Source organism: Pandoraea pneumonica, from assembly GCF_049918595.1.
Lineage (GTDB): Bacteria > Pseudomonadota > Gammaproteobacteria > Burkholderiales > Burkholderiaceae > Pandoraea > Pandoraea pneumonica_A.
In genome coordinates this window covers 1250141-1263511 of record NZ_JBNCRZ010000001.1, presented here as the reverse complement: position 1 = coordinate 1263511, position 13371 = coordinate 1250141, and the positions used below count along the sequence as shown (strand labels likewise).

The window sequence follows — 13371 nt, the reverse complement described above, 5'->3', positions numbered from 1 at the left end:
CGAATGTCGACCATCATCCCGAAAGAACGCCTCTCTGCCTGGCAACGCTGGGAGATGGCCTCGTTCGATCCGCCGCCGCCCCCGCCCCCGCCGCAACCCAAACCGCCGAGCCCGCTCGACGACCCTGCACTCATCGAACAGATCGCCGCATGGCGTGAAGAAGCACGCGCCGAAGGCCACGCACAAGGCCTCGCGGCTGGTCACGCCGAAGGTTACGCCGCCGGTCAGGCAGCAGGTCAGAGCGAAGTGCAGGCCCGCGCCGCCCAACTCGCCGATATCGCCCACGCGTTCGGCGACGCCGTCAATTCCATCGACCGTGAAGTGGCAGAGCCGCTGCTCGGGCTCGCACTCGACATCGCCCGTCAGGCGCTGCGTCAAACGCTGACCATTCGCCCCGACACCCTGCTGCCGATCGTGCGCGATCTGCTCGCCAACGATCCGCTGACGGGATCACCCCGTCTGTTGCTCAATCCGGAAGATGTCGCACTCGTCGAAGCCCACGTCGGCACTGAACTGCAGGCCGCCGGCTGGACCGTGCGCGCCGACCCCGCCATCGAGCGCGGCGGCTGCAAAGCCGAAGCCGCCAGCGGCGAAGTCGATGCAACGGTCGCCACCCGGTGGGAGCGCGTGATGGCAGCACTAGGCAAGGATTTGCCATGGTGAACGCCGAACTCACCCCGCTCGCCGCGCACGCGACGGTGCTGCCCAGCACCGAAGACGCGCGTGACGACACGTCCGAGGCATCTGAATCGTCTGGCTCGTCGGCATCGAACGCCCCGGCCAACGACAACACGACGCCCAGCGTGCGGCTGTGGGATGAGATCGGTACCGGCGTGCAAGCCGGTGCATTGCAGCCCGACGATCACGACGAAGCCCCCGATCACGTTGATACGGCCGCCGAAGACGATGGGCACGACGCACAAGCCAGCGCCGCCCATACCGCCGATAGCAGCGACGCCCCCACGCCCCACGCCACGCACGCGCTTGGCGCTCGCGAAATTGCACGCGACGCCCATCTGCGCCGCTGGCAGAACACGCTGCGCGAGCGCATCGCGCACGTGCACGCCATCGAGCCCACGCGTCGCTGCGGGCGTCTGACCCGCGCCGCGGGTCTGGTGCTCGAAGCCGTCGGACTGCGCCTGCCGGTCGGTGCCGGGTGCCTGATCGAACTGCCCGTGCACGACGCCTCGCGCGAACCGGCCACCGCCGAAGCGGAAGTCGTCGGCTTCGGTGGCGATCGCCTGTTCTTGATGCCACAAACTGAAGTCGCGGGCCTGCTGCCCGGCGCTCGCGTCTTTCCGATGGAACCCGCCGCCGACGGCCCGTTGCCCAGCCAACGTCACAACGGCAAGCGTCTGCCCGTAGGTGAGGCACTGCTCGGCCGTGTGGTCGATGCCGCAGGCCGCCCGCTCGACGACATCGGCCCGCTTGGTCTGACCGACAGCGCCTCGCTCGCTTCCGTGCCGATCAACCCGCTCGGCCGTGCCCCGATCGAATCGGTGCTCGACGTTGGCGTGCGCGCCATCAACGCCTTGCTCACCGTCGGACGTGGCCAACGCATGGGCCTGTTCGCCGGTTCGGGCGTGGGTAAGAGCGTGTTGCTCGGCATGATGGCCCGTTTCACGAAGGCCGAAGTCATCGTCGTGGGCCTGATCGGCGAGCGCGGCCGCGAAGTGAAAGACTTCATCGAAAACATTCTCGGCCCGGACGGTCTGGCGCGCTCGGTCGTCGTGGCCGCCCCCGCCGACGTCTCGCCGCTGCTGCGCCTGCAAGGCGCGGCCTACGCGACGACGCTGGCCGAATACTTCCGAGATCAGGGCAAAGACGTGCTGCTGATCATGGACTCGCTCACCCGCTATGCCATGGCACAACGCGAGATCGCGCTGGCCATCGGCGAGCCACCCGCCACGAAGGGGTATCCGCCTTCGGTGTTCGCCAAACTGCCAGCCCTCGTCGAGCGCGCGGGTAATGGCCCCGACGGCGGCGGGTCGATCACGGCGTTCTACACCGTGCTGACCGAAGGCGACGACCAGCAAGATCCGATTGCCGACTCGGCACGCGCCATTCTGGACGGGCACATCGTGCTCTCGCGTCAGTTGGCGGAGTCCGGGCACTACCCGGCCATCGACATCGAACAATCGATCAGCCGTGCGATGGCTTCGCTCATCGACGACCCGCAGTTCGACACGGTACGTCGCTTCAAACAAATGCTGTCTCGCTACCAACGCAACCGCGACCTCATCAATGTGGGCGCGTACGCACCGGGTAGCGACCCGATGCTCGATCAGGCGATCGAGCTCTATCCCCGTCTCGAAGGCTTCCTGCAACAAGGAATGCGCGAGCGGGCCGGCTATTCGGATGCCGTGCAGATGATGCACGGCCTGTTCCGCTAATCGGAGGTGTGGCCATGAATTCCACCCTGCCCCTGAAACTCCTGATCGAACTGGCCCAGAAGGACGTGGACGAAGCCGCGCGCCTACTTGGCGAGCGACAAAAGCAGCGCGCCGAAGTCGAACGCCAGTTGGAAGCCCTGCGCCAGTACCGCCACGAGTACCGCACGCGCATGCAGACGGCAACGATTCAGGGCATGGCGGGCTGCGATTGGCGCAACTTCCAGCAATTCATCGATACGCTCGACACGGCTATCGGACAGCAAGTCATGCTGCTCGAACAAGCCGAAGAACGCCTCGCTGCGGCCCGCCGTGAATGGCAAGCCCAGCAGCGCCGCCTGAACTCCTTCGGCACGCTCGCCACGCGCGAACAGGCACGCACGTCGTTGCGCGTCGCACGCCGCGAGCAGAAGGAAAACGACGAGTACGCCGCGCGCAGTCTGCGCCGCCGTGCCGAGTCATCGATCTGAAGGAGCCCGCCATGTCGATTCTGAGCTTCCTGCCTGATTCCGCCGCGGCCGCTGCCGCGCAAGCCGCCAACGCGGCTAGCCGCGCAGGCACCGACAACAGCGCCAACAGCGACAACGCCGGGGTGTTGCCGTTCTCGACGGTGCTCTCGCAGCAGCAATCGCGTCAGTCCGTGCCCACGCCGACGAGCAACAACGCCAACAACACGTCGCCGTCACAAACGCAGTCGTCGAATAACTCGACGCGTTCTTCGGGCAACACCAGCGATGCTTCGGCACAAACCGGACAAACCGGACAAGCCGGACAGACCGGCAAGTCGGGTCAAACCGGTCAGACAACGGCATCGACCAAGCCTGCGCAACCGGCCAAATCGACGGACGACGACGATAGCGACGCCGACCACACGACCCAGGCCAGCACGCCTGCCCCGGTCGATCCGGCCGCAGCCGCCGCACTCGCGGTTGCACTCGCCGCGATGAACGGCACGCCGCTCACACCGCCCGCTACACTCCCGGCGACCACCGCCACCACTGCGGATACCGCAACCGACGGCAAGCCGGGCACCGGCGCAGCCATTGCCGCTGCCGTGACCGGCGCATTGCAAGCCAGCGGCGCGGCGCAGTTGAGCGGTCAGCCCGCCGTCGGGACGTCGGGCGCCGATGCCAAGACGCCCGCGCCCGCGACGGCCAATACCAACACCGGCACGAACACCGCCGCAGGCACGGCCACGCCCGCCAAAACCGGTGGCTTGTCGCTCGACGCACTGGCCAAGAGCGCCACCACCACGCAGGCCGCCGCCAACGCGCAGCCAGCGGCTACCGACGCCAAGGCAGCCCCGCAGCCGGTCGTCAGCGCCGATGGTCAGGCGCAGCGTCTGGCCGATGCGATGGCCGCGACGCAAGGCAACCGCGACGCCGCCGCCCAAGCCGCCACCGTCGCCAATCAAGCGGCGGCACAAGCCGCACAGGCCACGACGACGCCCATCGATGCGCAGCCGCAACTGGCCCAAGCCGGTCTGCCCGCGACGCTCGCGCTGAACGCGCGCGTCGGCACGCAGGACTGGAACAACCAGCTCTCGCAACAGGTGGTGTGGTTGTCGTCCGCACACGCGCAGACCGCGCAACTGAGTCTGAACCCGCCCGACCTCGGCCCGCTGCACGTCGTGCTGAACGTGGCGAACGACTCGGCGCAGGCCATGTTCGTCTCGCAACACGCTGCCGTGCGCGATGCGGTGCAGGCCGCGTTGCCGCAATTGCGCGAAAGTCTGGCGAACAACGGCATTGCGCTGGGCAACGCGTCGGTGAGTGCCGATAGCTCGCAGCAACAAGCCTTCGCCCAGCAAGGTGCGAACGGTAACGGCGGCGGTAACGGCAATGGCAACGGACGCGGCATGCCTGGCTTCGGGCAGACCGACGACAGCACGGTTGCCACCACCGTGAGCGTGCCGGTGCGTGCTACCAATGGCCTCGTCGATACGTTTGCCTGATATCCCTCACGAGCCGACGAGACCCTCCAAACCGGGCTGCGACCCGCACCAGAGCTAGATGAGCGGCACGCGCGCGACGCAACGCCGCACCGCCTTCGGGCCTGTTCACCCTAAAGCACACGGGTTTTTCTGCCGTTAAGACAAAGACGCGAGTTAGACGCGATTGTCCCTTCTTTTCGGCCGATCACCCGGTGGCGGGTTGGCCGACAATCATTACCCAATAGCAGGCGAATACATGGCAAACCCCGCAACCACGCAAGCGGCCGCTCCCTCGAAGGGAGGTATGCGCAAATGGATTCTGTTGATCGTCGCGGTGGCACTGATGGCCGCCGCAGGTGCGGCGACTGCGGTGTATCTGCTGACCGGACGCGGCGAGACCGTCAAGGCACCGCCGCCGCCCCCGCCGCCCGTGTTCGTAGGTATGGACCCGTTCACGGTGAACCTGTCGGGCGAGGACGGCGAGCGCTACCTGCACATCGGTCTCTCGCTCAAGGTGGCAGACGCCGAGACGCAGGCCCGCATCACGCAGCACATGCCCGAAGTGCGTAGCCGCGTGTTGTTGCTGCTGTCGTCCAAGCAGCCGCAAGACCTGGCCACGATCGACGGCAAGCGCCGTTTGGCAAGTGAAATCCGGACGCTGGTCGCGCAACCGTTTGCGGCCAACATGCCGCAACAGGCCGTGGGCGAAGTGCTGTTCACCGCGTTTGTAATTCAGTGAGTGATTCATGGCGCATGAGGAGTTCCTGTCGCAGGAAGAAGTCGATGCCCTTCTAAAGGGTGTCACCGGCGAACAGGATGACCGGTCGGAGTCGGAAGATCATTCCGGCATTCGGCCATACAACATCGCGACGCAAGAGCGCATCGTGCGCGGGCGCATGCCCACGCTCGAGATCATCAACGACCGCTTCTCGCGCCTGTTCCGTATCGCGCTGTTCAACTTCATGCGCCGCAGCGCCGAAATTTCGGTCAGCCCCGTGCGCGTGCAGAAGTACAGCGAGTTCATCCGTAACCTGCCCGTCCCGACCAACCTCAACCTGGTCCACATCAAACCGCTGCGCGGCACGGCCCTGTTCGTGTTCGATCCGAACCTCGTGTTCCTCGTGGTGGACAACCTGTTCGGCGGGGACGGCCGGTTCCATACCCGCGTCGAAGGGCGCGACTTCACGCAGACCGAGCAGCGCATCATCGCGCGCCTGCTCGATCTGGTGTTCGAGAACTACGGCGCGTCGTGGAAGCCGGTGCACCCGGTCGAATTCGAATACGTGCGCGCCGAAATGCACACGCAGTTCGCCAACGTGGCCACGCCCAACGAGGTGGTGGTGACGACAACGTTCGACATCGAGTTCGGCTCGGTCGGCGGCGAATTCCACATCTGCATGCCGTACTCGATGATCGAGCCGCTGCGCGATCAGCTCTCGAGCCCGCTGCAAGGCGAGACGCTCGAAGTCGACAAGCGCTGGGTGCGTTTGCTCTCGCAGCAGGTGCAGGCCGCCGATGTGGAAATCGTGACGAACCTCGCGAACATCGACATGACGCTCTCGCAACTGCTCAACATGCGCGTGGGCGACGTCATTCCGCTGGACGTGCCCGAACTGCTCGAAGCCAAGGTCGACGGCGTGCCGGTGATGCATTGCAATTACGGCGTCTTCAACGGTCAATACGCTTTGCGCGTGAACCAGATGATCAACCATTCGCATAGCGATTACACGAAGGACAACGAGTGATGAGCGATACCCCTCAAACGCCCGGTGACGACGCCCAGGCCATGGCGGACGAGTGGGCCAGTGCCATGGCGGAGCAGACGGCTGCCGAGCCGGCACCCGCCGCAGCGGCGCCCGCTGCCTCGCCCGTGTTCCAGCCGCTCGCCGCCGCTGGCAGCGCCACCCCGGCCACGCACAACGACATCGATCTGATTCTCGACATCCCGGTGCAGATGACCGTGGAGTTGGGCCGCACGAAGATCGCCATCAAAAACCTGCTGCAACTGGCGCAGGGCTCGGTGGTGGAGCTCGACGGCATGGCCGGTGAGCCGATGGACGTGCTCGTCAATGGATGCCTCATCGCGCAAGGCGAAGTGGTGGTCGTGAACGACAAGTTCGGCATTCGCCTGACTGATATCATCACGCCATCCGAACGCATCCGTAAGCTCAACCGATGATTGCAACGAAAGTCCACGGCCTGCCCGTGTGGCGCGCCATGGCACAGGCAGTGACCGCGAGGCCGGCATATCTTGCCGGCCGGATCCGCCGGTCTGGCCTGCTCTCCCAATTCGCGCTGCGTACGCGACTCGCCCTACTCCCGATCCCGGCAATGTTCATGGCGGGCGTGGCTCGCGCCGAAGGCGCGGCCTCGCAGGCCGCCGCCGTGCCGAGTCTGGGCGGTGCCGGGATCGTGCAGACGGGGCTGGGCCTCGTTTTCGTTCTCGCTTTGCTCTTCGCACTCGCCTGGCTCGCTAAGCGATTCGGCCTGCAACGCCCGCTCGGTGGCGGCAACGTGCGTATCGTCGGCAGCGCCGCCGTGGGCCAGCGCGAACGTGTGGTCGTGGTGGAAGTGGCTGGTGACTGGGTGGTGCTGGGGGTTGCCCCGGGCCAGGTTCGCGCCCTGCACACCATCGACGCGCACCGCGTCGCCGACCTGCCTGCCACGCCGAACGCCCCGCACGCGGGCGCACAGGCCAACCGCGCCGCGCAAGCCTTTGCGCAAAAGCTGCGCGAATCGATGAAAAAGGATTCCTGATGTCTCGTGCCTGGCTGCCCGCCGAGTGGAAACTGGGCTTGGCGCTCGGGCTGGCATTGCTCTGCACTGCCTTGCCGGGTACGGCCATTGCGCAAGCCACCCTGCCTGCGCTGACGACAACGCCCGCACCGGGCGGCGGACAGACGTACTCGCTGTCCGTGCAGACGATGCTGCTGCTCACGTCGCTGGGCTTCCTGCCCGCGATGTTGCTGATGATGACCGCCTTCACGCGCATCATCATCGTGCTCTCGCTGCTGCGCCATGCGATCGGCGTGACTACCTCGCCGCCTAACCAGATCCTCATCGGGCTGGCGCTGTTCCTGACGTTCTTCGTGATGTCGCCGGTGTTCGACAAAGCCTACACCGACGCCTACCAGCCGTTCGCTGCCAACAAGATCAGCTTCGAGCAAGCCATCGACACCGGCGCCAAGCCGTTCCACGCGTTCATGCTCAAGCAGACGCGCGAAGCCGATCTCGCGCTCTTCGCCAAGCTGGCCAAGACCCCGCCGATGAACGGCCCGGAAGATGTGCCGATGCGCATTCTCGTGCCCGCCTTCGCCACGAGCGAGTTGAAGACGGCGTTCCAGATCGGCTTCACCATCTTCATCCCGTTCCTGATCATCGACTTGGTGGTCGCGAGCGTGCTGATGGCCATGGGGATGATGATGGTCTCGCCCTCCACGGTATCGCTGCCGTTCAAGCTGATGCTGTTCGTGGTGGTCGATGGCTGGCAACTGCTACTGGGCTCGCTGGCCCAGAGCTTCAACATGTAGCGGAGGGCGCGCGATATGACTCCGGAAACCGTCATGGCGCTGGCCCACCAGGCCATGCAAGTCACCTTGCTGCTGGCTGGCCCGTTGCTGCTCGTCGCCCTCGTCTCGGGTTTGCTCGTGAGCCTGTTTCAGGCCGCGACGCAGATCAACGAAATGACCCTGTCGTTCATCCCGAAGCTGCTCGCCGTGTTCGTCACGCTGGTGGTGGCTGGCCCGTGGATGCTCAACCTGATGGTCGACTACATGAAGCAGTTGCTCACCGGCATTCCCGGCCTCGTCAGCTAAGGCGGGCCGTCCGATGCAACCGCACCCGCTCCCTTGATTAGCTTTACCTACGAACAGCTCTCGGGCGTCATCGCGACGTTCCTGTTTCCGTTCGTGCGCCTGCTCGCGCTCATGATGAGCGCACCGCTCCTGAGCGACTCGGCGGTACCGTCGACGGTCAAGATCGGGCTGGCAGGCATTGTCGCGCTGGCGTTGGCGCCGATCATCGGCCCGATGCCCGCCGTCTCGCCGTTTTCGTGGGAAGGGCTGTGGATCATGACGCAGCAGATCATGATCGGCGCCGCGCTCGGCTGGTGCATGCAGATCGTGTTCTCGGCGATCAGCATGGCGGGCGACTTCGTCGGCTTGCAGATGGGTTTGTCGTTTGCCACGCTGCTTAACCCGAACAGCGACGGCAGTACAGCCGTGCTCGGCATGTTGCTCAACGTCGTGGCGATGCTGGTGTTTCTCGCCACCAACGGCCATCTGGTGATGTTTGCCACCCTCGTGCAGAGCTTCACGGTGCTGCCGATCTCGGGCACGCCGATCTCCGCGCTCGGCTGGCAGTATCTCGCCATGCTCGGCGGTCAGCTGTTCACGCTGGCGCTGATGCTCTCGCTGCCGCTCGTGGCCGCCCTGCTCATCTGTAATCTCGCGCTGGGCATTCTCAACCGCGCTGCGCCGCAGCTCAACATCTTCGCGGTGGGCTTTCCGCTCACGCTGGCCGTCGGCCTGTTCGTGCTCGAACTGATGATGCCGCGCATCGCGCCGGTGATGGATCACTTCCTCTCGATCGGCATCGATATGATGATTCGCGCCACCGCGGCGTTCGTCCCCAAGGCCTGACCGGCCTTTCCACGAATCCCTTTCGCCAAAAAGCAAAACGGGCCGCGCGGCAGTGCCGGTGGCCCGTCTTGTCCTGCGACGGCGCGCTCGCGCCGCCGGTCCTGCGTGTCGCTTACAGCAAGCTGAACAACGAAAGCTTCTGCGTCTGGAGGAAGCTTTGCTGCGACGCTTGCAACGCGGCCTGCAACTGCGCGAACTTGGTCGCCGACGAATTCCAGTCGACTTGCAGCAGATCGGCCAGTTGCGACTGATAGTTCAGTGAGTTGCTGTCGCCGATGTTGTTCAGCGACGAGAGCTCGTTCATGCGCGAACCCACCGTCGTGCGCACCGTCGTGACGTTGTCGTACGTGTTGCTGAACATCTCGCTGAACGTGGTCAGCGCGTTCGACAGGTTGGATTGCCCCGCCTGACCGGCGCTGCTGAGCGGTGTCTTGAGCGTGTTGATCAACGCTTGCAGGTTGTCGAACACATTGGTGCTGCTCTTGTTCGCCGGTGCCACCGAATAGTTGTCGCCGTTGGCCGGGTCGCCCGTGAACGTTACCGACTTGCCGCCGAACGTGATCGGCTGGCCGGACGCGTACGTGCCCGTCACGTCGGCCGCCGTCGTGTCGGTCTGATCCTTGACGGTGTACGTCGTCGTCGGCGGCGTGGTCGTGCTGTCGACGGCGAAGGTGATCTGATACTGATGGGTCGCGCCCGCGTTGGTCACGTCGGTCGTCGACACCGGCTTATACGTGGCCGAACCCTGATTGCTGCTGTTGCCGCTAATCAGCGCGCTCGCCGTACCCGGCTGAATGCTCTGGAAAATGCTCGAACCGATGTCGTTGATCGCAATCTGGCGATTCGGGCTGACCTGCACGTAGCGCACCCCAGCGTCGCCCTGGTACGACGCGCCCGTGGCCGACGTGACGTAGGCCGCCGAGTTGCCCTGAAAGCCCGAGAACAGATACTGACCGTTCGCATCGGTCGTGTTCGCGAGCGAGAGCAGTTGCTGGAAGCTCGACTGGAGGTCGGTCGCGATCGTGGCGCGGTCGCTATCGTTGAGCGACGGGTTACCGGCGGTCACGACCTGCGACATCACGTGTTGCAGCGTGTTGATGATGCTGCCGAACGTCGAGTCTTCGAGTTGCAGCTGCGTCGTCGCCGAGGCGCGGTTTGCCGAGTACTGCGAGTTCATGTCGTTGTCTTGCGACACGGCCACGGCCTGCGCCGACGCAATCGGATCGTCGCTCGGCGTGGTCACGCGCAGGCCCGACGAGAGCTGTTGCTGCGTATTGAGCAGATCAGAGGTGTTCTGGCTCATCGAGCGCAGGCCCTGATCGTAAATCATGTTGGTGCTGATTCGCATGATGTTGTCTCCTGCCCTTAGTTGACCATTTGCAGGATCGTGTCGAACAACGACGACGCAGTCTGAATGACCTTGGAGTTGGCCTGATAGAGCTGTTGATACTTGATCAGGTTGGCTGCCTCTTCGTCGAGGCTCACACCGGAGTTCGACTGCTGGGCGTACTGCGCCTGCGTCAGCAGCGTTTGTTGCGCGGCGCTGGTCGACTTGTACGTGTTCGTGGTCGAACCGACGTACGACACCAGATTCGCGTAGGCCGTGGCGTAGCTCTGCGAGCCGCCGACCTTCGTCTTGTCGTTTTGCAGTGCCGAGAGCGCCAGACCGTTACGGTTGTCCGTCACTGCGCCCGAGGTGTTCGGGGCGATGGTGAACTTGTCGCCGTCGGCCGGGGTGCCGCTCAGGTTCACGGTCACGCCGCCCATCACGATCTTGGCGCCGTTGGTCGCGTCGTAAGGCACGGTGTCGCCCGCCGCGTACGAGGTCGTCACCCCGTTGACCGTGACCGTCATCGGCGACGGCGCGACGAGCGTGAGTGCGCCGGTCGTGGCGTTCTTGCTGAACGTGAAGTTCACCGGGCCGGTCAGCACGTTCGACAGATAGCTGGCGTCGACCGAACCCTGATCGACCTTGAGCGAGCCGCCGTTGCTGCTGCCCGCCGAAGCGATGACAGGTGCGGCGAGCGCGATCTTGCCCGGGTCGGTGATGGCCACGCCGATGTTCTGCGCGGCGTTGCGCGTCGGCTGAATGGTGAAGCTGTCGCCTGCGGCCATGCCGCCCGGCGTAACGCTGAAGCCGTCGGCAAACGCGGCGCCGCTGCTGTCCTGGAAGCTGAGCGCCGTGCCCGGGGTCGCCGGGGGCGGAGCGGTCCACGTCGCGCCGTCGGTCAGGCGCGTCATCGTGTAGTTCGTACCGTCGAAGCTCACCGTGTAGTCGCTCGTCGTGATTTTCGACGCATCGGTGATTGCGGCGTTGAGCGTCGCGCCGCCGGAATTCTTGGTGTTGGCGATGACCGTCGGGCTGGGCATCGTAAAGAAGTTGCCGCCCATCTGGCCGTACAAGTCCAGACCGAGCTGGTTCTGCGCGTTGAACGTGCCGGCCAGCGACATCGCGATCTGGCCCAGCGAGTTTTGCGCCTGCGTGAGCGCGCCGCTACGGAACGAGAGCAGACCGGCCAGCGAGCCACCGGTGATCGACGATTCCGGAATCGGCACCTTGGTGCCGTTGGGCGAGACGTAGGCGATGGTCAGTTGCGACGGATCGTTGGCCGACGGCACCGTGGTCATCTGGTAGGCGGAATTGCCCATCACCAGCGACTGGCCGTTACCCACGAACACGTTGTACGAGCCGTCGGAGTTCTTCACGACGCTGGTCTGCACAATCGCGTTCAGATTCGCCACCGCCTGATCGCGCTGGTCGAGCAAGTCGTTCGGCGTGGCGCCGCCGCCATTGCCCTGTGCTTGCAGAATCGCGTCGTTGAGCGTGGCGATCTGCTTCGCGTAGGTGTTGATCTGGTCGGTCGACTGCGTGAGGTTGCCGTTCACGGCGGTGCGAAGCGACGAGAGCGTACCCGCGAGCGACTGGAACATGCTCGTGAGCGTCTGCGCCGACGAAATGACCGTCGCGCGCGTGGCCGAGTTGTTCGGCGCGGTCACGATGGTCTGCAAGTTCGTGAAGAACGTGGACATCGAGGCCGACAGGCCGGTCGTGGAGCTACCCAGCGCGTTGTTGATCTGCGAGATCTGCTGGTAATAGGTGTTGAGCTGGCTGTACTGCGTCTGGGCCTGATTGACCTGCCCGGCCAGAAACTGGTCGTACACCCGCGAGACGTCGCTCACCAGCACGCCCGAGCCGAGGTAGCCCACGCCCGTGAACTGGCTGGCCGCCTGGTTGTAATTGACCACCTGACGGTTGTAGCCAGTCGTCCCCGAGTTGGAGATGTTGTTACCGGTGGTGTTCAGGGCGAACTGTGAGGCGTTCAGCCCGCTCATGCCAATATTGATTAGGCTCATGATCTCGCGGCTTGAGTTGGAGGCGCGCCCCACGGGTCTGGGGCCTGTTCGCCCGAGCCTGTTCGCGCACCGTTACCGATGTGTTTACGGCAGCCTGGCGGCAATATTGAGGCCCGGCTGGTTTTGCCTGATTTTTGCCTACTTCTTGCCTATTTATTAGGCAGACACCCCGCCTCAGGCGAAGTGCTTCATGATCTTCATCAGCTTGCTGGCGTACTGCGGGTCGGTGGCGTAGCCAGCGCGTTGCAGGTTGTTGGCAAAGCTCGCCGCGTCGTTGGTGCTGGCCACGACCGAGGCGTAACGGGGGTTGTTCGAGATCAGCTTGGCGTAATCGGCAAACGCCTCGTCGTACGAGCCGTACGCGCGGAACTTGGCCATGACGCGGCGCGGCTGGCCGTTCACATACTCCGTGGTGGCGACTTCCACCGTCGGGCCGGTCCAGTTCTTGCCCGCCTTGATGCCGAACACGTTGTGGCTCGTGCTGCCGTCGGCGCGGCGGATTTCGCGCTTGCCCCAGCCGGACTCCAGCGCCGCCTGGCTCAGCATGAACCGCGCCGGGATACCGCTCTGGGCGCTCGCGTTTTGCGCGGCGCTCGCCATGCGATCGACGAATTCGCCAGCGACCGCCGGGGCGCCGTCGGCCACGCCGATGGCGTCTGCCGAGTTATAGGCGCGGCCTTGCAACGACTGCTGACGGCCCATGGCAGCCGGCGGCAGCGTCGTGCCGGTCTGGGCCAGTTGCTTGAGCATCAGGTCGGCCAGACCGATGCCCTTGTGCGCGGAGAGTTGCTGGGCAAGCTGATCGTCGAGCATGCCGTTGAACATCTTTTCCTGATCGCTGCCGAGCAGGCCGCCGGACATCGTGGCGTCGCGCATGCTCTTCATCATCATCTGCGTGAAGACGGTCTCGAACTGCTTGGCAGCCTGTTGCGTAGCCTGCGGCGTCTGCTGATGCGCGGCGGCGCGCAGGGCGGTGAGGCCCTGCATGTCGTACGTGGCGCGCTGCGTCAGGTCGGGCAGGTTCTTGCCAGCGAGTCGGTTGCCGTCCGCCATA

General features: G+C 64.9%; 14 protein-coding genes. 11 read left to right on the top strand and 3 right to left on the bottom strand.

Annotated features, from left to right (window positions below; genetic code table 11):
• The first annotated feature begins 3 nt into the window (after positions 1-3).
• The 11 genes from fliH to fliR all read left to right on the top strand — a co-directional run bounded on the left by fliH (position 4) and on the right by fliR (position 8963).
• Positions 4-663, top strand: coding sequence for a flagellar assembly protein FliH (gene fliH / locus ACPWR9_RS05790; protein ID WP_426296097.1), 660 nt, complete (start codon positions 4-6; stop codon positions 661-663).
• A 158-nt stretch (positions 664-821) separates the two neighbouring features.
• Positions 822-2393 (top strand): flagellar protein export ATPase FliI, encoded by a 1572-nt coding sequence (fliI, locus tag ACPWR9_RS05785; protein WP_426296611.1) that lies wholly within the window; start codon positions 822-824, stop codon positions 2391-2393.
• A 14-nt stretch (positions 2394-2407) separates the two neighbouring features.
• A complete protein-coding gene (gene fliJ / locus ACPWR9_RS05780) occupies positions 2408-2860 on the top strand; it encodes a flagellar export protein FliJ (RefSeq protein ID WP_426296098.1) in 453 nt (150 codons plus the stop codon).
• Positions 2861-2871: 11 nt separating this feature from the next.
• Positions 2872-4344 carry a flagellar hook-length control protein FliK gene (locus ACPWR9_RS05775; RefSeq protein WP_426296099.1) on the top strand — a complete coding sequence of 491 codons (1473 nt, stop codon included), beginning with the start codon at positions 2872-2874 and terminating at the stop codon, positions 4342-4344.
• 235 nt (positions 4345-4579) lie between these two features.
• Positions 4580-5062 (top strand): flagellar basal body-associated protein FliL, encoded by a 483-nt coding sequence (gene fliL, locus ACPWR9_RS05770; RefSeq protein WP_426296100.1) that lies wholly within the window; start codon positions 4580-4582, stop codon positions 5060-5062.
• Between the two features lie 7 nt (positions 5063-5069).
• Positions 5070-6068: a flagellar motor switch protein FliM gene (gene fliM / locus ACPWR9_RS05765; RefSeq protein ID WP_150679361.1), complete on the top strand. Its 999-nt coding sequence runs from the start codon at positions 5070-5072 to the stop codon at positions 6066-6068.
• Positions 6068-6502: a flagellar motor switch protein FliN gene (gene fliN / locus ACPWR9_RS05760; protein WP_426296101.1), complete on the top strand. Its 435-nt coding sequence runs from the start codon at positions 6068-6070 to the stop codon at positions 6500-6502. Before fliM ends, fliN begins: the two co-directional genes overlap by 1 nt.
• Positions 6499-7080, top strand: a complete 582-nt coding sequence (gene fliO / locus ACPWR9_RS05755; protein ID WP_426296102.1) for a flagellar biosynthetic protein FliO — start codon at positions 6499-6501, stop codon at positions 7078-7080. The genes fliN and fliO overlap by 4 nt, the downstream gene beginning before the upstream one ends.
• Positions 7080-7853, top strand: coding sequence for a flagellar type III secretion system pore protein FliP (gene fliP / locus ACPWR9_RS05750; protein ID WP_426296103.1), 774 nt, complete (start codon positions 7080-7082; stop codon positions 7851-7853). Before fliO ends, fliP begins: the two co-directional genes overlap by 1 nt.
• A gap of 15 nt (positions 7854-7868) precedes the next feature.
• The gene (gene fliQ, locus ACPWR9_RS05745) at positions 7869-8138 is read left to right on the top strand and encodes a flagellar biosynthesis protein FliQ (RefSeq protein ID WP_150679363.1); all 270 of its coding nucleotides are present in this window, start codon (positions 7869-7871) and stop codon (positions 8136-8138) included.
• A 33-nt stretch (positions 8139-8171) separates the two neighbouring features.
• Positions 8172-8963 (top strand): flagellar biosynthetic protein FliR, encoded by a 792-nt coding sequence (gene fliR, locus ACPWR9_RS05740; protein WP_150679364.1) that lies wholly within the window; start codon positions 8172-8174, stop codon positions 8961-8963.
• A 112-nt stretch (positions 8964-9075) separates the two neighbouring features.
• Here fliR and flgL read toward each other — a convergent pair whose 3' ends face one another.
• The 3 genes from flgL to flgJ all read right to left on the bottom strand — a co-directional run bounded on the left by flgL (position 9076) and on the right by flgJ (position 13370).
• On the bottom strand, positions 9076-10311 hold the full coding sequence (gene flgL, locus ACPWR9_RS05735) for a flagellar hook-associated protein FlgL (protein WP_426296104.1): 1236 nt from the start codon (positions 10309-10311) through the stop codon (positions 9076-9078).
• A 17-nt stretch (positions 10312-10328) separates the two neighbouring features.
• The gene (gene flgK / locus ACPWR9_RS05730; protein WP_426296105.1) at positions 10329-12317 is read right to left on the bottom strand and encodes a flagellar hook-associated protein FlgK; all 1989 of its coding nucleotides are present in this window, start codon (positions 12315-12317) and stop codon (positions 10329-10331) included.
• A gap of 174 nt (positions 12318-12491) precedes the next feature.
• A complete protein-coding gene (flgJ, locus tag ACPWR9_RS05725) occupies positions 12492-13370 on the bottom strand; it encodes a flagellar assembly peptidoglycan hydrolase FlgJ (protein WP_426296106.1) in 879 nt (292 codons plus the stop codon).
• Position 13371: the final 1 nt, after the last annotated feature.